The 19,009-nt window shown below is 63.0% G+C and carries 20 protein-coding genes; 14 read left to right on the top strand and 6 right to left on the bottom strand.

The genetic code is table 11. The features are described from left to right. Genes lepB through VGG89_08065 form a run of 11 tightly spaced genes read left to right on the top strand, consistent with a single transcriptional unit; the run spans nucleotide 1 to nucleotide 8,642 of the window. Nucleotides 1-510, top strand: coding sequence for a signal peptidase I (gene lepB, locus VGG89_08115; GenBank protein HEY1976493.1), 510 nt, complete (start codon nucleotides 1-3; stop codon nucleotides 508-510). Continuing rightward, nucleotides 507-1,316, top strand: a complete 810-nt coding sequence (gene ylqF / locus VGG89_08110) for a ribosome biogenesis GTPase YlqF (GenBank protein HEY1976492.1) — start codon at nucleotides 507-509, stop codon at nucleotides 1,314-1,316. Before lepB ends, ylqF begins: the two co-directional genes overlap by 4 nt. Continuing rightward, a complete protein-coding gene (locus tag VGG89_08105; protein HEY1976491.1) occupies nucleotides 1,306-2,025 on the top strand; it encodes a ribonuclease HII in 720 nt (239 codons plus the stop codon). Before ylqF ends, VGG89_08105 begins: the two co-directional genes overlap by 11 nt. Continuing rightward, complete coding sequence (locus tag VGG89_08100) at nucleotides 2,022-2,354, top strand: YraN family protein (GenBank protein HEY1976490.1); 333 nt, start codon at nucleotides 2,022-2,024, stop codon at nucleotides 2,352-2,354. The genes VGG89_08105 and VGG89_08100 overlap by 4 nt, the downstream gene beginning before the upstream one ends. A 5-nt stretch (nucleotides 2,355-2,359) precedes the next feature. Beyond that, nucleotides 2,360-3,634, top strand: coding sequence for a protein kinase (locus VGG89_08095; GenBank protein ID HEY1976489.1), 1,275 nt, complete (start codon nucleotides 2,360-2,362; stop codon nucleotides 3,632-3,634). A gap of 7 nt (nucleotides 3,635-3,641) precedes the next feature. After that, nucleotides 3,642-5,276: an APC family permease gene (locus VGG89_08090; protein ID HEY1976488.1), complete on the top strand. Its 1,635-nt coding sequence runs from the start codon at nucleotides 3,642-3,644 to the stop codon at nucleotides 5,274-5,276. After that, nucleotides 5,273-5,458 (top strand): hypothetical protein, encoded by a 186-nt coding sequence (locus VGG89_08085; GenBank protein HEY1976487.1) that lies wholly within the window; start codon nucleotides 5,273-5,275, stop codon nucleotides 5,456-5,458. The genes VGG89_08090 and VGG89_08085 overlap by 4 nt, the downstream gene beginning before the upstream one ends. Then, nucleotides 5,455-6,102, top strand: coding sequence for a universal stress protein (locus VGG89_08080; GenBank protein ID HEY1976486.1), 648 nt, complete (start codon nucleotides 5,455-5,457; stop codon nucleotides 6,100-6,102). The genes VGG89_08085 and VGG89_08080 overlap by 4 nt, the downstream gene beginning before the upstream one ends. Then, complete coding sequence (locus VGG89_08075) at nucleotides 6,102-6,764, top strand: hypothetical protein (protein HEY1976485.1); 663 nt, start codon at nucleotides 6,102-6,104, stop codon at nucleotides 6,762-6,764. Before VGG89_08080 ends, VGG89_08075 begins: the two co-directional genes overlap by 1 nt. A 48-nt stretch (nucleotides 6,765-6,812) precedes the next feature. Then, on the top strand, nucleotides 6,813-8,177 hold the full coding sequence (locus VGG89_08070) for an alkaline phosphatase family protein (GenBank protein HEY1976484.1): 1,365 nt from the start codon (nucleotides 6,813-6,815) through the stop codon (nucleotides 8,175-8,177). A 33-nt stretch (nucleotides 8,178-8,210) separates the two neighbouring features. Then, a complete protein-coding gene (locus tag VGG89_08065; protein ID HEY1976483.1) occupies nucleotides 8,211-8,642 on the top strand; it encodes a response regulator transcription factor in 432 nt (143 codons plus the stop codon). Nucleotides 8,643-8,644: 2 nt separating this feature from the next. Here the strand turns inward: VGG89_08065 and VGG89_08060 are convergent, their stop codons facing one another. Next, nucleotides 8,645-9,712 (bottom strand): hypothetical protein, encoded by a 1,068-nt coding sequence (locus VGG89_08060; protein HEY1976482.1) that lies wholly within the window; start codon nucleotides 9,710-9,712, stop codon nucleotides 8,645-8,647. Nucleotides 9,713-9,755: 43 nt separating this feature from the next. Between VGG89_08060 and VGG89_08055 the strand changes: the two genes are divergently transcribed. Continuing rightward, nucleotides 9,756-10,067 carry a hypothetical protein gene (locus tag VGG89_08055; GenBank protein ID HEY1976481.1) on the top strand — a complete coding sequence of 104 codons (312 nt, stop codon included), beginning with the start codon at nucleotides 9,756-9,758 and terminating at the stop codon, nucleotides 10,065-10,067. 307 nt (nucleotides 10,068-10,374) lie between these two features. Here the strand turns inward: VGG89_08055 and VGG89_08050 are convergent, their stop codons facing one another. The 4 genes from VGG89_08050 to VGG89_08035 form a co-directional block, all read right to left on the bottom strand. Continuing rightward, the gene (locus VGG89_08050) at nucleotides 10,375-11,373 is read right to left on the bottom strand and encodes an ABC transporter permease (protein HEY1976480.1); all 999 of its coding nucleotides are present in this window, start codon (nucleotides 11,371-11,373) and stop codon (nucleotides 10,375-10,377) included. Further along, on the bottom strand, nucleotides 11,370-12,854 hold the full coding sequence (locus tag VGG89_08045) for a sugar ABC transporter ATP-binding protein (protein ID HEY1976479.1): 1,485 nt from the start codon (nucleotides 12,852-12,854) through the stop codon (nucleotides 11,370-11,372). Before VGG89_08045 ends, VGG89_08050 begins: the two co-directional genes overlap by 4 nt. A gap of 20 nt (nucleotides 12,855-12,874) precedes the next feature. After that, nucleotides 12,875-13,843, bottom strand: a complete 969-nt coding sequence (locus VGG89_08040; protein HEY1976478.1) for a substrate-binding domain-containing protein — start codon at nucleotides 13,841-13,843, stop codon at nucleotides 12,875-12,877. Between the two features lie 73 nt (nucleotides 13,844-13,916). Then, a complete protein-coding gene (locus tag VGG89_08035; GenBank protein ID HEY1976477.1) occupies nucleotides 13,917-15,692 on the bottom strand; it encodes a sodium:solute symporter family protein in 1,776 nt (591 codons plus the stop codon). Nucleotides 15,693-15,776: 84 nt separating this feature from the next. Between VGG89_08035 and VGG89_08030 the strand changes: the two genes are divergently transcribed. Then, a complete protein-coding gene (locus tag VGG89_08030) occupies nucleotides 15,777-17,501 on the top strand; it encodes a hypothetical protein (protein HEY1976476.1) in 1,725 nt (574 codons plus the stop codon). Here VGG89_08030 and VGG89_08025 read toward each other — a convergent pair. Then, nucleotides 17,498-18,250, bottom strand: a complete 753-nt coding sequence (locus VGG89_08025; protein ID HEY1976475.1) for an endonuclease/exonuclease/phosphatase family protein — start codon at nucleotides 18,248-18,250, stop codon at nucleotides 17,498-17,500. The two genes, VGG89_08030 and VGG89_08025, sit on opposite strands and share 4 nt — an antisense overlap. A 46-nt stretch (nucleotides 18,251-18,296) precedes the next feature. On the opposite strand from VGG89_08025, the gene VGG89_08020 reads away from it, so the two are divergent. Continuing rightward, nucleotides 18,297-18,980 (top strand): hypothetical protein, encoded by a 684-nt coding sequence (locus VGG89_08020; protein HEY1976474.1) that lies wholly within the window; start codon nucleotides 18,297-18,299, stop codon nucleotides 18,978-18,980. Nucleotides 18,981-19,009 lie beyond the last annotated feature (29 nt).

Here is a 19,009-nt window from a genome sequence, read left to right as displayed (position 1 = left end):
GTGTCTGCCTTGCTGCAATGGCGCTCGCTCGCACGTATAACGCTGCAGCTTGCAGTTCTCGCGCTGCTGGCAGCGGCGTTCTTCATGGCGCCGCGCCAAGTGTCGGGCATGTCGATGGAGCCGCACATCGCGCCGGGTGAATACGTGCTGATCAACACGTTTGCGTACCGCGTCGGCGTCCCGCGACGACAAGACATCGTCGCGTTTCGCCGCGACGGCGACGCGCGCGGCCTCTTCATCAAACGCGTCATCGGGCTGCCCGGCGACCGCGTGCGCGTCGATCGCGGCACGGTGGTTCTCAACGGCTCGCCGCTGCTCGAGCCGTACGTACGCTATTCCGACAATCGGAGCTTCGCCGAGGTCACGGTACCGCCGGGGTCAGTCTTCGTGCTCGGCGACAACCGCGCGGTTAGCGAGGATTCGCGCGTCTTCGGACCGATTGCCGACGACCATCTCATGGGTCGCGCCATGGCCGGTCTCTGGCCGCTATCGAGCGTAGGCGCGCTGTGACAGGCGGTGCGGAGCGCGTCATCCAGTGGTATCCGGGCCACATGGCGCGAGCGATGCGCAAGATCGCCGAATATCTGGCGCTCATCGACATCGTGGTGGAAGTCGTCGACGCGCGGGTACCACGTAGTGGGCGCAACCCCGCACTCGATCGCCTCGTAGGCAGACGAGCCCGTCTGCTCGTGCTCGACCGGCACGACTTGGCCGATCCGCACGTCACCACGGCGTGGATCGATCGGTTCGAACGCGACGGTCTCACCGCGATTGCCATCGACGGCCGGTCGCCGCAGAACGCGGGCCGCGTGCGCACCGCCATACTCGCGCTCGCAAAAGCCCGTAAAGGCGTCTCTCGCGCGCTGATCGTGGGCATTCCCAATTCGGGCAAGTCGTCGATCATCAACGCGCTCTTGCGCCGCGCGGCCGCCAAGACGGAGGACCGCGCCGGGGTCACGCGGCAGTTGCAATGGTTTCGCCTCCCTCCCAACGTGGAGCTGATGGACACACCCGGAATTCTCGTTCCGAAAATCGCGACGAAAACGTCGCAGTGGAAACTCGCGATATGCGGCGCCGTCCCGCGCGAGCGCTACGATCCCGAAGAAGTGGTGCGCGCGTTCGAGTCGTGGACGGCGGATCGCTACCGCTCGCGCAAGATTCCGACGCTCGACGAGTTCGCCGCCGCACGCGGTTTCGTGCGGCGCGGCGGCGACGCCGACTTCCACAATGCGGCGCAATCGTACGTGCGCGCGTTCAACGACGGGACGTTTGGGCGAATCTCGCTGGAGAACCCGGAGGACGGCGATGACGCCTAGACAGCGCAAAACGCGCAACGCCTACGAGCGCGAGCGCCGGCGCCTGCATCGTCTGCACCAGTTCGAATACGCGGCACGCGCGCGCGGATTCACGCTGGTGGGCGGGATCGACGAAGTCGGTCGGGGTCCGCTCGCTGGACCCGTCGTCGCCGCTTGCGTCGTGGCCGACAAGCCGCTGCTCATCAAAGGTCTCAACGATTCCAAGCAGGTGCGCCCCGATCTGCGCGCCGAGATCGCCGAGCAGATAAAGGGCGACGCAATCGCGTGGTCGATCGGCGCTGCCAGCGTCGGCGAGATCGACCGGCTGAACATCTACTGGGCCAGCGTTCTGGCGATGGAACGCGCCATCGAGGGCTTGGGATGCGAGATTCACTATCTCATCACCGACGCCGTGCGCATACGCTCGTTTTCCGGTCCGCAAGAACCGCTCGTGCGCGGCGACGCGCGCTGCGCGGTCGTGGCGGCGGCGTCGATCGTCGCGAAAGTCTACCGCGACGCACTGCTGGTCGAGCTCGATCGTGAGGACCCGCGTTACGGGTTCGCGCTGCACAAGGGCTACTCGACGCCGCTGCACATGGAGGCCTTACGGGAACACGGCCCGAGCGTCCACCATCGCGCCAACTGGGCCCGCGTTCGCGACGCGCAGCTCTCCCTCGGACTCGAAACCCTCGAGGAGCTCGAGGCGGTCGCCGAAGCCGCTCCGGCGTGAGCGCTGCAAAGGGACGGACGGGCGAAGATCTCGCAGCGGCGTTCCTGACCGCCGCCGGATACCGGGTTCTGCAGCGCAACCTGCGGCTGCCGGGCGGAGAGATCGACGCACTCTGCCTCGACGGGTCGACCCTGGTTGTGGTCGAGGTCAAACGACGGGACACGGCCTCCTTCGGCTCGGCGCTGGGTGCCGTGGATGCGCGCAAACGCGCAACGCTGCGGCGCATTGCCGAGGAGTACGCGCAGTTCGTGGCTCCGACTGCCAAGATACGGTTTGACGTCGTCACCATAGACGGTAATCGCCCGAGCCTCCATAGAAACGCCTTCTAAGCTATATGGACCATCTCCAAGGACGGACGCTCGGCGGTCGATACGAAGTGATCGAGCTAATCGGCAGGGGCGGCACGGCCGACACGTACCGCGCCAACGATCGTACGCTCGGGCGAGACGTTGCGATCAAGGTCCTGATGGATCGCTCCGACGACACCAACGCGCGGCTGCTTTCCGAAGCCCGCGCGATGGCGCGATTGAATCATCCCCGCGTCGTGGCGGTCTACGACGCCGGCGAAGAAGACGGCATTTACTACATCGTCATGGAGCTCATCCGCGGCAAGACGCTGTCGTCGCTCGAGAGCGGCGAGCTCGGCTACAAACAGGCGCTGCTCTACATCGCCGAAGTCCTCGAGGCACTCGATTACGCCAACGATGAGGGCGTGATCCACCGCGACATCAAGCCGTCGAACGTCATGATCGTCGAAGGCGGCAAGCACGTCAAGCTCATGGACTTCGGTTTGGCGCGCCGCGCCAGCGACGTCACGCAGACCACGCGCACGGGACAGATCGTGGGAACGATATCCTACTTGGCGCCGGAACGATTCTTGAGCAAGCCCGCCGACGCGCGCAGCGATCTCTACTCGGTCGGCATCGTGATGTACGAAATCTTCACCGGTACGTTGCCGTTTCGCAACGACCGCGACGATATCGTCGCGACGATGTACTCCCACGTGCACGACATCCCGACGTCGCCGCGCGAGATCAATCGCAACATTCCTGAAGATTTGGAGCGCGTCATCCTGCGCGCGATCGAACGCGATCCCGGCTTGCGCTACCAGACGGCGCACGAATTTCACGAGGACGTCTGTGCGCTCATGGGCGCGCAGCCGCCGCCGACCGCCAAGAACAAGCCGCCGCGAACGTTCACTCCGGCCGACCGGAAAACACCCACCGATCCGATGCTGCGACAAGCACTCGATCGCGCGCTGGCCCCGGCGCGCAACCGCAGCGACGCGTTGGAGAACGTCCTCAAGGGAATGATCGCCACGCGGCGGCGTAACTACGAAGAGGCCCGCGACGCCTATTTGGTCGCGATGCACGAGCTCAAAGCAAACGGCAACGAAGTCGAATACGCCAAGACGGCCCTGAAATTCGGAGCCATGGTTTTACAGAAATCCGCCGACGGAAAGCGCGACCGGACGGAGCTGCGCGACGCGGTAAACCGGCTCAACGAATCCCTCAAGACCTTCCGCGAGTTCGGCCTCCAGGAAGCCTTCGCTCACGCGGAATACACGATCAACGCACTCGAACGCACCGCAATCGGAGTCATTTTCTAGCTACTCGATGGCCTCAACTCCAAAACCCGAGCTGCGTCGCAGCGTTACGCCCTGGGGCTCGTTCTCGTGGGGCTATTCCGACGTCGGGGCCGACATTTTCATCGGCCTGGGCCTCGTGCTGGGCGCCGCCGCCGGCGCCACCAACGTGGCGTTTCTCTTTGCCGGCATCGTCTACGTCTGCATCGGTCTGGCATACACGGAACTGGCCGCGACGTATCCCGTTGCCGGCGGAGGCCAATACTTCGTCCTGCGCGGGCTGGGCGATATCTTCGGCTTCATTGCGGGCTGGGCGGTGCTGCTCGATTTCACCATCGACATCACGCTCTTCGCTTGGACCGCGATCGACTATCTCGGCCAGCTCATTCCGGTGCTGGTCGGATCGTCGCATCCGTGGACGCACTTCCTTGTGACGCTTGCGGTGATCATGGCGCTGTGCGGGCTCAACGTCGTCGGCGTTCGCGAAAGCACCGCCTTTCAAGGCTTCGTTTCGGCGCTCGACGTCACCAGCGAAACCTGCATTCTGTGCTTCGGCTTCTTGTTCGCGTTCCGGCCCGATCTCCTCATCCACACGATGCGCGTCGACTGGCCGTCGCCGGAGCACCTTATGCTTGGAACGTCGCTTGCGATCATCTCTTTCGTGGGGTTGGAGTCGATCTCGCAGGCCGCTCAAGAGACGCAGCGTCCCGCGTCGATCATTCCGCGAACGTCGGTCGCGCTGATCTTGACGATTCTGATCTATGCGCTGGCCTATTCGAACTTAGCGTTAGGCTTCGTGCCGTGGCATCCAATCGTCGATGCGGCCGGCCATCCCGTTCAGTTCTGGCAGATCTTCCCCTCCACGTATCCGGGCGGCGCCGATAACCAAGGTAAAGCCGTCGCGTTGCTGGCCGCGCAGGTGCCGTACTTCGGCGCTCTCGCCGCCTTTTACGTCCCGATCCTGGGCGCCGTGCTGTTGACGATTTCGTCGAACTCCGGCGTTTTTGGAAGCTCGCGTATTGCGTATGCGATGAGCCACACGAATCTGCTTCCGTCGATCTTTCAGCGCGTCCACCCCCGTTACCGCACGCCCGCAATCTCGATTCTCGCGTTTTGCGGCTTGGCGATCTTGGAGCTCATCTTTGCGGCACTGCCTTCGCTCGATCCCATGGCGGTCTCGACCTACGCGAAATTCTTTCACGGTGAGGGCGGACTGGACTTTCTCGCCGACCTGTACGCCTTCGGCGCCGCGACGAGCTACTCGTTCGTCTTTCTCGCGCTCATCGCGCTGCGGTTAACGGATCCGCTCAGCCCGCGAAAGTTCAAAATTCCGCTCAACATCCCGTTCACGTTCCGCGGCGAACGCGTCGAGTTCCCGGTCGTCGGCGTGCTCGGTTTCCTCGGCATCTTCTCGATTCTGATGTTCACCTTGCAGACGCACCCGCTCGGCCGAATCTTCGGCCCGGGCTGGCTGGTGCTGGGCATCGTACTCTACTTTATCTATCGCAAGCGCAAGCGGCTTCCGGTGCTGCGTTCGCAGCGACGCGACTGGCGTAAGTCGCAAGTCGACATCCTGCGCAACGCCGGCGAACTCGAACTCATGGACGAATACGTCGCCAACGTCAAGGCCAGCGACGAGCGGCGCGCGCAGGCGGCAGCCCCGTGATCGCCTATCGCGCGTTCTTGGCCGGCGCGACGGCGCTCGCGGGCGTCGTCGTTGCGGTCCGTACGCTTGCATTCGGCGTGCGCATCGAGACCTTGCCGGGCATCGTTCTCGGCGCGGCCATGGTCGTGCTGGGCGTTCACCGTTTGTCGCTCATCGTCCGAGCTCGAAAAACCGCGCCGTGATCTACGAGAGTTCGTCGGTGCACGTCACGCTCGCGGGCGTAGTCATCGCTTGCGTGATCGCCGCTACGGTCTTTGCGACCCTATACTGGATGCTGCATCCGCCGGCGTCGTACGTCATGAAGATTGCGGCCGAGGCTGCAAGCGAGCTCGAACGCATGGTCGGCAGCATCATCGTCGTCTTTTCACCCGAGATCAACTCGGCGCACATGATGGCACTCGCCGTCAAGCTGGCGCGAGGCGAGCGATCCGAGCTGCTCGCGATCTATATCGTCGAAGTGCCCTACACGCTCCCGCCGGACGCCGAAATGCCCGAGGAGGAGCGGGCGGCCCTCGACGCCCTAGGCGCGGCCGAAACGATTGCCAATAGCAGTAACGTTACTTTCCGTGCGGAGACGATCAAGGCACGCTCCACGAAGCAGGCGGTTCTCGACATTGCCAAGCGTGAGAAGGCCGACCTGATCATTCTGGGCTCCTACCGGGAGGGCAAGTACAGCGGCGCACCGCTCGGACGAACGATCGAAGAGATCGCGGCGGATGCAAAATGCGATGTCCTCATCGGCGTAGAAGGAAAACACGGAACGCTTCTCATTGATGAAGGCGGCGGATTGCAATCGGCCGCCATTGCGAATCCTACGGAGGAATAATGCTCGCACTTCGGTCCTTTTCCATCGTCGCCGCGGCGGCGATCCTTACGGTACTCGCGGTGTCCGCGGCGCGCGCTGACAACACCGCGCCGGCCATTACCGCCTTCAACACCGCGTGGGCCACGACGAACGACTACACGTGCAAGCTTCAGTCGCACGAAGTGCTCGGCAACAAAACGCAGGATCGCCTGTATCAATATTCCTTCATGAAGCCGAACTTCGCCAAGACGCTCATCCTGTCGGGCGACGGGCAGGGCTCGGGCGGCGTGTGGTCCGGGGGCGACACCGTAAGCGGACATCAGGGCGGCATTCTCGCCGGCCTCCATCTCACCGTATCGGTTCACGATCCGCGCGCCACGTCGATTCGCGGTTTCACGATCCCCGACGGATTGCTCAACGTGATCGTCAACCGCTACGCCGCCACGGCCGGCACGCTCACGCAGTTCAAGGGCGGGAAGATCGGGGGCGTGATGACCGACATGCTCGATCTCAAACTGGCCGATCCCTCGAAGAACGACGGCATCAGCGAGCAGCGCCTCTATCTTTCGGAAGATACGCACTTCCCGGTGCGGCAAATCCTATTCTCCGGCGACCAAATCGTGCTCGATCAGAGCATCACGGATCTGAAAACGAACGTCGGATTGACTCAAAAGGACTTCTAGGCTTTGATTTCTCTCATGACATCGCGTGCGAACCTGGTCGCGAAAGCTTTGCTTTCAGTCTTTTTCGTTGGGATGTTGTGGGGGTGCGGGAGTAAGGCCGGGATCACGCCTAGCGTTCCGCAAGACGCGCCGCTATCTGAGGCCCGTTTGGCGCCGGGGAACTACATCAAGCACGTCGTTATCATCGTGCAAGAGAACCGCAGCTTCGAGAACCTTTTCGCGGGATGGAAGGGCGCGGACGCGCCGACGTTCGGCTACCTCCACACCGGCAAAAAAGTCTTGCTGCATCAAATGACGTACAACGGCGATTGCTTTCCGGTCGGCGGTACGCAGGAGTGCGACCTCGGTCACCTTTGGAGAGAGGCGATCACCGGTTGGAATCACGGAAAGATGAACGGTTTCGACCTCGAGGGCACCGGAACGGAGGGCTTCGGGCCGCCGGCCGGCACGGTTCCTTATGCGTATCTGGATCACGCCGAGATCGCGCCGTATCGCACGATGGCTCAAGACTACGTGCTGGTCGATCACATGTTCCCGACCGAGTTCGGTACGAGCTTTACCGCGCATCAAGATCTCATCGCAGGCACGACGCAAATCGATCCGACACATTCGCTCGTTGACATACCCCTGCCGGGACCACCCTGGGGCTGCGAGGCACCCTCGATCACGACGACGGTCCTGGTCAATAGGCAGCGGCAGCTCAGCGACGACGGACCGTTCCCGTGCTTCACGCAATATGGAACGATCGCGGACACGCTCGACGCGAAGAAGGTCTCGTGGAAGTACTACGCTCCCTCGATCAACGACGACACGGCGTTTGGTGGTCTCGTTTGGTCGGCTTTTAGCGCGATCAGAAAAGTCTATCTCGGTCCGGATTGGAAGAACGTCGTCTCGCCGGAGACCAAGGCGCTCACCGATCCCGCTAAAGGCGAACTTCCGGCGGTTTCGTGGGTGATTCCCGACTTGGATTGGTCCGACCATCCGATCACCACGAGTAACCTTGGCCCGCAATGGGTGGGCGACGTGGTCAATGCGATCGGTAAGAGCAAGTATTGGAAATCGACCGCCATCATCGTCTTGTGGGACGATTGGGGCGGTTACTACGACAACGCGCCCCCGAAGCAGCTCGATTACGTGGGCCTGGGCATCCGCGTCCCGTGCATCATCATCTCACCGTACGCCAAGCACGGATACGTTTCGCACACCCCGTACGAGTTCGGCAGCATTTTGAAGTTCCTGGAGCGGACGTTTGGTTTGGCGTCGCTCCACACGACCGACGTGCGCGCAACCTCCCTCGAGGACAGCTTCGATTTCACCCAAACGCCGCGCAAGTTCAAGGCCATCCAAACCAACGAGCCGCCGGCGTTCTTTATCAATCACGCCCAATCGATGAAGGCGCCCGACAACGACTAGCCTAGGCCTTTTGTAACACCCCTGTAACTCCCGGTGCAGTACCTTGTTCCTACGATGGGAGAGGGACGCTCCGCGCGAAAGCCCACGGGTTCGTCGACGTTGCGTACGGTCGCCGAGCTCATCCGCGAGACGCATCCGTCGCTTTGGGACGTTCTCCAGAGCGCCAGCCTGCGCGACGTGACGATCGGCCGTCTCCTCGAAGAGTCGAAGGCGGCGCGACGGGCGCACGCCGTCCCCACCCGCGGCGACGGCGGTTTCCCATTCCAAAAGCACCTAACCGAGCGCGAGGCGCAGGTCGCCAATCTCGTCGCGCAGGGCGATTCCAACAAGGAAATCGGCGAGCGTCTCAAGCTCAGTGCCAAAACCGTGAAAAACCACGTCTCGAACATTCTTCGCAAGCTCGCGCTGCAGCGTAGAACGCAGATCGCCATCCTGGCGCTGCGCCGGGACCGAACGAAGGCGTAGCGCTACGAGGCGCGCGTCCTTTCCAATCGCGCCACGAGCTTAACCTCCAAACCGCGCACGTAGTCTTCGAGTTCGCGCGCCCACTCCCAGGCGGGCGCGGTTCCTTCCGCCCACAACCGTACCTCGGTGAGATCCCTCCGTAGTGCCGCAATCTCGGATTCGGAGAGCCGATCGTTTCTCAAGAGCGCGAAACGGCGCAGAATCTCGCGGCAGGCGACGGTGACGTGCGCTCCGAGGCGATAGCCGTCGTCCTCGTGCACCACGATTTCTCGACCGCAACGCTTGCGCACGCGCGCGATCAAGACGCGCAGCATCAGTCCCGCCGAAGCGGAATCCTTGTGCGGGACCATCGCTTCGGCCAACTCGTGGATGCTCGCCGCCGCGCCGTGCATGCCGAGATAGCAGAGGAGCTCCGTCTCCCGGTTCGTCAACGCGACGCGCTCCCGCCCGCAGAAAAGCGCCTGCGATCCGACGATGAGGCGGTAACGCTGCGGCTCGATGAGATCGGCGTTGCCGTCGGTCATCGCGTCCGACCATAGACGTGGATAATGTACCAGCACCGTTCGCGGAATGCGCCGGCACAGCGCGTGAACCGCCGGCGACACGACGACGCCCGCACCATCCGGAATCGTCGATTGCAGCACGCTTGCCGCGTGGCCGGCTTCGCCGGCTTCCAAGTAGAGCAGCGCGGCGCGTTCGGGATGCTCGGCGCGCCATGCCTCCGCGGCGCTGCACAGGCGTTCGACCGCAACCGCGGCATAACGCCGCAAGATCGACGCGCGCACGAGCGGATGCAGCTCGTACGCGCCGTCGCGAAGGGCGACCAAACCGCTCGTCAGCGCGCGCTGCCGTAACGTGTCGGCGGCGACGCCGTAGAGTTTGACGATATCTTGATGCGTACACCGCGGAATCGCGGCGAACGCGATCGAGCACGAGCGCGAATCCTCGGGAATCACCTCGAAGATGTGCTCGAGCAAGTAGTCGTACAGGGAATCGAAGCTCGCCGATTCGAGCCGCGAACAGACTTCGTCGAGCGGCCGCTCGCGAGCGACGCGGGCGATCATCCGCACGCAGAGAGGCCATCCACGCCGTGACCTCCCAAACCAGCGCGGCTTGATCGCCGGAACATCCGAGCACGCGCTGCACTTCCGCTCGATCGAAGGCGAGCTCGGCTTCGGTGAATATGTAGGTTTCCTGCGGCAGAGCGAACCGTGCGAAACCCAGCTCGATGGGCATCCGCGCGCAGCAGACGACCGTTCGCGGGTGCGGCGTCACGGCCAGCAGGTCGCGCAGCAACTGCTCGCCGCCGTGGATTTGCGCGAGGCGCTCGCAATTCTCGAAGACGACGACACCCGCGAACGGCGCGCGCCACGCGCGGCGAGCCGGCTCGATCCAGGCGTCGTCTCGTCCGTCGTACTCAGGTGATTCACCATCGGCCCGCGCGTCGAACGCGCGAACGACGCGCCACGCGAACTCGCCGTCCGAAACCACACCGGACGCATCGATCACTCGCGCCTGAAAGAAGCGGCGCGAGAACTGCCGCACCAACGTGCTTTTGCCGAATCCCGCAGGCGCCCATAGCGCTACGACGCGCGCGTCTTTTGCGCTCACGCCGTCGAGCAGACGAATTCGTTCCAGGTCGGCCAAGGTGCTAAGCCTGCTTCGTCAAGCAAGCGGTCATTCTTGGGACGAAGCCGGGACTAAAGTCCCGCTCTTACAGAATTCTAATATGCTACGTCTTCGCGATGTACCGCTTGCGCAGTTCGTCGAGAATGACGGCCAAGAGAATGACCGCCCCGAGGACTACTTTTTGTAAGTACGAGTCGACGTTGAGGAGGTTCATTGCATTGTACAGCACGCCGATCAGCAGCGCGCCGAAAAACGTTCCGACGATGCTGCCGCGACCGCCCATCAAGCTGGTTCCCCCGACCACGACGGCGGCGATCGACTCCAGCAGCTCGTCGCCGGTTCCGGTCTGCGGCGAACCCGACGAGAACAGCGCCATATAGAGAAATCCGACGATCGCCGCGCACGACCCGCTGATCACGTAGACCAGCGTCTTCACCCGCGCGACGTTGATGCCGGCGAGCCGAGCCGCTTCTTCGTTTCCGCCGATGGCGAACACGTAGCGCCCGAATCGCGTCCGGGTGAGCAGCACCGAAGCGAGCACGATGATCGCGACCATCCAAACGACCGGCACGGGGATGTTCGGCAAGTGGAGCGCGCTCGTGACGCCGCCCAGGAACGAGCCGATGCCCGTGTTTTGAAAGTCGCTCGACTGTAGCGCCACCGGACGCCCGTGCGACAGGATGAACGAGGCGCCCAGCGCCATCTCGAGCATCGCGAGCGTCGTGATGAAGGGCGGCAAGTTGAGTTTCACGACGGGCAACGCATTGATCCAGCCCGCCGCCGCGCCGACGGCGACCGTCACGATCAAGGTGGCGGCGATCAGCGGAAAACCGCCGAACGGAAGACTGTTGGCAAAGCGCGCACCGACCACGCCCGTCAGCGCGACGAGCGAACCCACCGATAGATCGATACCTGCGGTGACGATCACGAACGTTTGGCCGACGCCCAGCAAGCAGTTGTACGTGATCTGACGCAGAACGCGCACGAGGTTGCTCGGCTGCAAAAACGCTCCGTGCGATGCGACGTTGACGATCGTCACCAGAATCACGAACGCGAGCGCGGCGCCGGCCACGCGCAGCCAGTAGCTTCTCGACTGCGTCACGCGGCACTCCTGGAAACGGTTGCGGCGGCGATGACCTTCTCGGGCGTCGCGTCGGCGCGTGAAAACTCGGCCGCGATGACACCGTCGCGAATCACGAGAATGCGGTGCGCCATGCCGAGCACTTCGGGAAGCTCGCTCGAGACCATGACGATCGCGGCGCCGCCGGCGAGCAGATGCAGCATCAGCTGATAGATCTCGGCCTTCGCGCCGACGTCGATACCGCGCGTCGGCTCGTCGAAAAGAAAAACCCGCGCCTGTCCGAGCAGCCACTTCGCCAGCACGACCTTCTGCTGGTTGCCGCCCGAAAGATTGCGCACGAGCTGTTCGATCGACGGCGTGCGTACGTGCAGGTCTTCGACCATCTTCTCCGCCGCCGCACGCTCGCGGCGGCCGTCGACCAGCAAATCGCGATCGACGTAGTCGCGCAGATGCGCGAGCGTCACGTTCTCGCGTACGCTCATGCCCAACACGAGTCCCTGACCCTTGCGATCTTCAGTGATGAACGCCAAACCGGCGGCGATCGCATCGTGCGGCTTGACGATGCGCACGCGCTTGCCGTTGACCGTCACCTCGCCGGCATCGGGAACGTCGGCTCCGGCGACCGCGCGTAGAATCTCGGTGCGTCCCGCTCCGACGAGTCCGGCAATGCCGAGAATCTCACCGGCCCGCACCGCGAACGAGACGCCGCGTACCGCCGGTGCACGCCGTAAATCTTTTACCTCCAGCGCGACCGGCGCGTCTGCGGCGACCTCCGGAAGCGGCGGAAACTGTGCGTCGAGCGTGCGTCCGACCATGGCGCGGATGATTTCGTCGACCGGAAAATCGGCCGCGCGGCGCGTTTCGATGGCGCGCCCGTCGCGCAGCACGGTCACACGATCCGCGATCCGCGGAAGCTCCTCCATACGATGCGAGATGTAGATAATGCCGGCGCCCGAATCGCGCAAGCGGTGTACGATCGTAAACAGCCGCTCGATCTCGCGATCGGTAAGCGCCGCCGTCGGCTCGTCCATCACGATGATGCGCGCGTGGCGCGCCAACGCTTTGGCGATCTCGACCAGCTGCTGCTGGCCGACGGAGAGCCGTGAGGTCGGAACGTTCAATGGGACGTCGACGCCGAGTTCCTCGAGCGTTGCTTTCGCGCGCGCGATCGCGGCTCGCTCGTCGAGAAAACCACCGCGCACCGGTTCGCTGCCAAGCGCGATGTTCTCGGGCGCGGTAAGTTGCGGAACCAGCGTGAACTCCTGATAGATCATGCCGATCCCCAGACGCTCGGCGGCACGCGGCGAATCGATTTGCACGGGCGCGCCGTCGACGAGAATCTCGCCGTGGTCCGCACGCTGCGCGCCGGCGAGAATCTTCATCAACGTCGACTTGCCGGCGCCGTTTTCACCGACGAGGACCAGCACCTCACCGCTTTCGAGCGTCAGCGAGACGTCGGAGAGCGCCTTTACGCCAGGAAAGCTCTTGGCGATATGACGCATATCGAGCAGGGGCGTATCGCTCAGGGCGCGGCTTTCTTGGCGTCCGACTGCGTGAACGTACCGGTTCCGAGTTTCACGAATGCGGGCGGCGTCTTGCCGCCCAGGTAGTCGTGAATCACGTCGATCGTCGTCGCGCCGATCTTCGTGGGAAACTGGATGGCGTCGCCGTACATGCCGCCGGCAGCAATTGCCTTACGCGCTTCGGGATCGGCATCGAATCCGACGATCGCGATTTTGCCGGTTTCGCCCGCGGCCTTCACCGCCGTGAGGGCGCCGAGCGCCGAATCGTCGTTGATGCCGAAGATGCCTTTGAGATCCTTGTGCGCTTGCAGAATGTCGCCGGCATCGCTGTTGGCTTTGTCGCGCGAACCTCCCGAATCGATATCCGCAACGATCGTCACGCCGGGGCAAGCCTGCGCGAGTGCCTGTTTGAAGCCCTTGACGCGATCTTGCACGCTCGTGACCTCGGGCTCGTCGAGAATCGCGACGCTTCCCGACGTACCGACGGCGGCGCACATGAGCTTGCCCGCTTGATATCCGCCCTGCACGTTGTCGCTGGCCACGTGCGCGACGACCTTGCCTTGCTTGCTCGTGCTCGCGATGTCGGCCGTGAAGACCGGAATGTTCGCGTTGTTCGCTTCCACGATCGCGCTGCCGATGGCTTGCGAGTCGAACGGCGTCAACACGATCGCGTCGACTTTCTTCGAGATGAAGTCTTCGACTTGGCTCTGCTGTTTGGCGTTATCGCGATTGGCGTCGACGACGATCAGCGAATAGCCGTATTTTTGCGCCTCCTGGCGCATCCCGGCCTCCATGTCCTGGTAGAACTGCGCTTCGCGATTCTGAATCGAGACGCCGATGGTTTTCCCGCCGGGAGCGGCCGAGCCGCCCGCCGATGCAGCCGAATTCGTCGCCGTGGAACTCGAGCTCGTGCACGCCGCCAAGGCAAGCGAGAGTAGCGCTCCAACGGTAAAAAAGCGGTAATTCAAGGCGTTCTCCTTACGGTCAGGGAGCCGTGTTCTCCACAGCATGCGACGTTCATCTTGTGCAATCTGTGGAGAATTAAGCGCTCGATGTAAACGTTCGACGGACAATTGTTACCAATCCAATAACTCCTGCTACGGAAACCGCCCCCCAGAGCGCTCCGGTGCCCGGATGTCCGTAAACGAAGGCCCCGGTCGAGAACAGGGCTCCGTAGATAGCAGCCAGGCCCAAAACCCAGCCCCCTAGGGCCTGGGCGGGCGAGTCGGGCGACGGCGGAAGGCCGGCCGCCGAACGGATTCGGGACCAGCCCGGACCCATCGGCCTCACTTTGGCATAGAATGCCTCGAGCGCGGCGTCCGGCGCGGGCGGGGTCGCAAACGTAACGACGAGCCAAACGACCGTGGTGATGGCGACCGTCACGAGCAGCACGGTCGTGCTCGCCGCGGGATGCCCGGCCTTGCCGGCGATGAAGAACCCGACCGACACCACGAACGACGCGAGCATCGCGCTTACCTCACTCCACGCGTTGATGCGCCACCAGAACCAGCGCAGCAGGTAGATCAGGCCCGTCCCGGCGCCGATCGAAAGCAGCAGGTTGAACGCGTCCTTGGCGTTGTCCAAGTACAGCGTGAAGACGACGCCCACACCCATCAGCGCGGCGGTGACGATGCGGCCGGCCAGCACGAGCTCGCGCTGCGTCGCATCTTTTCGTACGAAGCGCTGGTAGAAATCGTGCACGAGATACGACGTGCCCCAGTTCAGGTGGGTCTCGATCGTCGAACGGTATGCCGCGAAGATGCCGGCGACCATGAAACCGGCAAATCCCGACGGTAAGAAGACCAGCATCGCCGGATACGCGATGTCGTTGCCGATGAGGCTTGGCGCCACGTGCGGGAAGCGCGCTTGAATGTCGTGCAAGGTGGGATAGACGATCGTCGACGCGAGCGCGACCACGATCCACGGCCACGGCCGCAACGCGTAGTGCATCGCCGAGAAGGCCAGCGTGCCGAGCATCGAGTCCGACTCGCTGCGCGCGGCCAGCATGCGCTGCGCGACGTAACTGCCGCCCCCCGGCTCGGCGCCCGGGTACCATACCGACCACCACTGCACGGTCAGCGGGATAATGAAGATCGCTAATGCGGTCGGCCAGTCGGCAAAGTTCGGGAGAAGCGACAACAGGGACGGCGCCGTTGCCGAAACGTGCGCGATCAATCCATGCAGTCCGCCGACGCCCGGCGCGTGAATGGCGAAATACGCCGCGGCAAACGCCGACGTCATCGTGATGCAGAACTGAATCATGTCGGTCACCATGACGCCCCACAATCCCGCCGTGGCCGCGAAGATGATGGGCACGATCACGCAAATCAGCAGCGTTTCCCAACGCGGCCAGCCAAAGAGAATGCCGGCGATCTTCACCGCCGCGAGGTTCACCGTCGCGATGATCACGCAGTTGAAGAACAGGCCGAGATAGATCGCGCGGAATCCGCGCACGAACGAGGCGGCTTTCCCGGCGTAACGCAGCTCGTAAAACTCGAGATCGGTCAGCACGCCGCTGCGCCGCCACAATCGCGCGTAGAAGAAAACCGTCGCCATTCCGGTCAGTAGGAACGACCACCAGACCCAGTTCTCCGCGACGCCGCCGTCGCGTACGAGATTGGTGACCAGGTTGGGCGTGTCGGTCGAGAACGTCGTCGCGACGAGCGAGATACCGATCAGCCACCACGGCGCTTGCCTACCCGCCGCAAAGAACTCGGTGATGTCTTTTCCGGCGCGGCGCGCCAGGACGATCGCCGGCACGAACGTTATGCCGAGCGACAGCACGACGATAATGAGGTCGAGCCGGGTTAAGTGCACGGTCCACGATTAGGCTGCGATCGTCGCCGAGACCTTCGAGCCGCTCGAAAAGGACCGACGGCAAGCGCCGGTGCAGATACTAAAATGCCGCGCGTATTCAACGCGATTGTCGCCATTGGGATCTCGCTCGTCTTCTTCGGCGTTGTCGTCCCACCGATGTTCGGCGGCTACACGACGGCCTACACCGGTCTGCACGCTGGAGATATCGGAACGCCGATCTCGTCCGCGCACGTTACCATCGATCCCGGATCGCCGGCTGCGCGTGCCGGATTACGCGACGGCGATACCCTCGGCTGCCTAAATTTGCACGACTTCGAAACGCTCTTCCCGACCTTTCAGGCGGCCGGTTACGGCACCTCGCCGGTTCGCGGCTGCATCGTGCGCAACGGCCGCGAAGTGCCGTTCGAACTCGTTGCCCGCCCCGGGCCGCGCGCGGAGAGTCTCTATGGCGCAATCGGTTTCATACTGCTGCGCGTCTTCGCGTACGGCGTGTTTCTGTTCGTTGGGTCGGCACTGGTCATCTTACGGCCCTCGCTGATGACTTGGCTGCTTTTCGCCTTCTGCGTACTCACGTCGCCGGCCGCCGCGTCGAGCGACGCGTTACTGTCGTTATCGCCGGCAAAATATCTCGCTGCGATGCTTCCGCTGCAACTCGGACAGTTCTTGAGCACGGCCGCCCTGCTGCTTTTCACTTTGGTATTTCCGGACGCGTCGTTACCCGGCGGCTGGCGGAGCATTGCCTTTGGGCTCGTCTGTTTGGGAAGCATGGCGTCCGTCAGTTTGGAAGTCGTTCACATGGTTTCGGCCAGCGTGTCGGCGGGCGTTTTCGGCGGTGCGCTCGTCCGCAACGTTAACCTGGTCACTGCCGTTGTCGTCGTCCTCGTAATGTTGGGGCGTTTAGCCGGCATGCGGCCTGCCGATCGGGCACGCTTCGGTTGGGTGACATTCGGGATCGTAGTGGGCGTCGTAGCGAATTTTATGCGCTTGCTTCCTGGAAATTTTTTCCTCGGAACATTTGCCGGTACGCTCACCGTCATAATGCCGATTACGCTCATGTATGCGATCTTGCGGCGCCACGTCATCGACGTGCGCTTTGCGATCAGCCGCACCGTCGTTTACGGCGCGATCACGACGCTAATCGTCGGCATCATCGCGACGGTCGATTGGGTTACCAGCGTCTACCTCAACGGGCTTCGGATCGCACTCGCTATCGACGCGCTGGTGACAATTTGTTTGGGCATCGCGATGCATCGGCTGTACGGCGCGATTGAAAACGCGGTGGATTTCTTAGTTTACCGGCGCAAGCACGAAGCGGAGAACTACCTCAAGCGCCTCGCTCGCACGCTGCTTCGCGCCGATCGCGAGGACACGATCGATCGAGCGCTAGTGAACGATCCCTACGAAAAGCTCGAGCTTGCGATGGCGGCATTGTTTCGCACCGACGGCGATCGCTACTCGGCCGTGGCGTCGCTCGGCTGGAATCACGGAACGGACTTTGACCGCGAGCACGACGTCGTACGCTTTCTTACCACCGAACGCGCCCGGATTCAGCTCGGCGATTTTCGGCAAGCCGTTAAGGCCGAGCTCGTGGAATCGGGAACGTCGCCCACGATCGCCATCCCAATCTTCGAAGGCGACGATCTCCGCGGCTTCGCCCTCTACGGACTGCATCGCGACGGCACCAACCTCGACCCCGACGAGCAGGAAGTCCTCGAAACGCTCTGCCAGACGGCGGCGCAAGCCTACGTGCGCGTCGAGAATCTCGAGCTTCGAGCGCTGATGCGCCCTAGCGCGGTCGAGTTGGCTTAGTCGTCTAGATCGACGATCAAGCCGGAGTGATCGGTGAGGCCTTCCAAACGAAACCCGTGATCGTATTGCGCGCCGGTCAGCTTCGGCAATAAAGACTGCGATACGAACGCTTTGTCGATGCGCCAGCCGTTGCGGCGCTGCTCGGGCGGCGCTTTGCGAAACGGATACCAGCTGAACTCGCGCCTGTCGGGATGGAAGTGCAGCCAAGCTTCGGTCCAATACCGTTCGAGCTCGGCGTAGAGATCGGCCGTGCTGAACTCGTCTTTGAGCGTTTTGCGGCCGAGGTTGATCTCGACGTCGGTTTCGTTGCGTCCGGAGTTGAAATCACCAATACAGATTGCGTCGACGCCGCCCTCGTTATAGCGCGCGGCGGTCGCGATCAAGCAGCGCAGATGCGGACGCTTGCGGTCCTGCCCCGGCAGATAGACGCCGAAGACGCGCACGCTTTCGAACCGGGCCTCGATGACGGCATTGGGATATTCGTCGTCGGGCAGCCCAAAGGGATTGGCAATAGCTGAAAACTCGCGCGTCGACGCAATCAAAACGCCGTTGCCGCGGTGACCCTCGGTCGCGGCTTGATGCGCGTACCCGTGTTTGCCGAGGCTGCGGCGCAGATATGCGCCGGTCGCGTTATCGCGAAACTCCGAAAAAACGAGGACCTCCGCTTCGTGCGAAAGGCAGCGATCGACGAGCGCGCCGGCCGTGCCGCGGCTGCCGCCCGATCGAACGTTGACTCCGAGCACTCGCATGGTTCCCACGTTACTCCTCGAATGTACCGCGTCGATGCTTTTTGCCATGACTGCCTACGTCGTCGCCGATACGGCGCCCCTTCGCCATCTCGTGTACTCGTTCACGTACGAATCCAAACAGAACGGAACCGTCACGAGCGATCCCGGTTCGTCCGGCGCGCACAGCTTCACGGGACACCTCGCGGACCACGGAACGATCACCGCCGACATCATGCGCGAAGCGCCCGACCGCGGACTCGTGGTCGTCGTAAGCGAACAGGGAAGCGATACACGAAACGCCGCGGCCGTAACGTGTGCGGTTTACGGAAACACCCTCGTCGCCTGCGACCCGACTAAACCAACCAATAGCGAAGAGCTCACCTTGCTGCGCTTTCTGGGCGCCAACTTCGTCGATCCTACGAAGGTCGATGCCAACAATCACTGGCCCGTCTCGGCAGACGCCGGCGGCGTCAGCATAAAAGCCGACTACACGATAGCCAAAAACGACGACGGCGTATTGGCGATCGACGAGACGCGCCACGTCGAGGGGCACGGCTTCGGCGCCGTCACGACCGACGTTCAAACGAAGCTCACGTACAACGGACGAATGCAAGTGCCCATCTCCGTCGACGAATACGCCACCGAACGCAAAAACGCCGGGATGCAGGGCATTTCAACGACCGTCTTTCAAACGACCTTGAAGCTGTCCTCCGACTCGCTAGCCGGACACACGAGCGCCGCTTCACCCTAGTCGTCGCGCCCGTTGCGCGCAGAGGATGC

Source organism: Candidatus Baltobacteraceae bacterium, assembly GCA_036488875.1.
Lineage (GTDB): Bacteria > Vulcanimicrobiota > Vulcanimicrobiia > Vulcanimicrobiales > Vulcanimicrobiaceae > JAFAHZ01.
The sequence above is the reverse complement of the archived record's forward strand: the minus strand, read 5'-3'. Positions and strand labels throughout refer to the sequence as shown.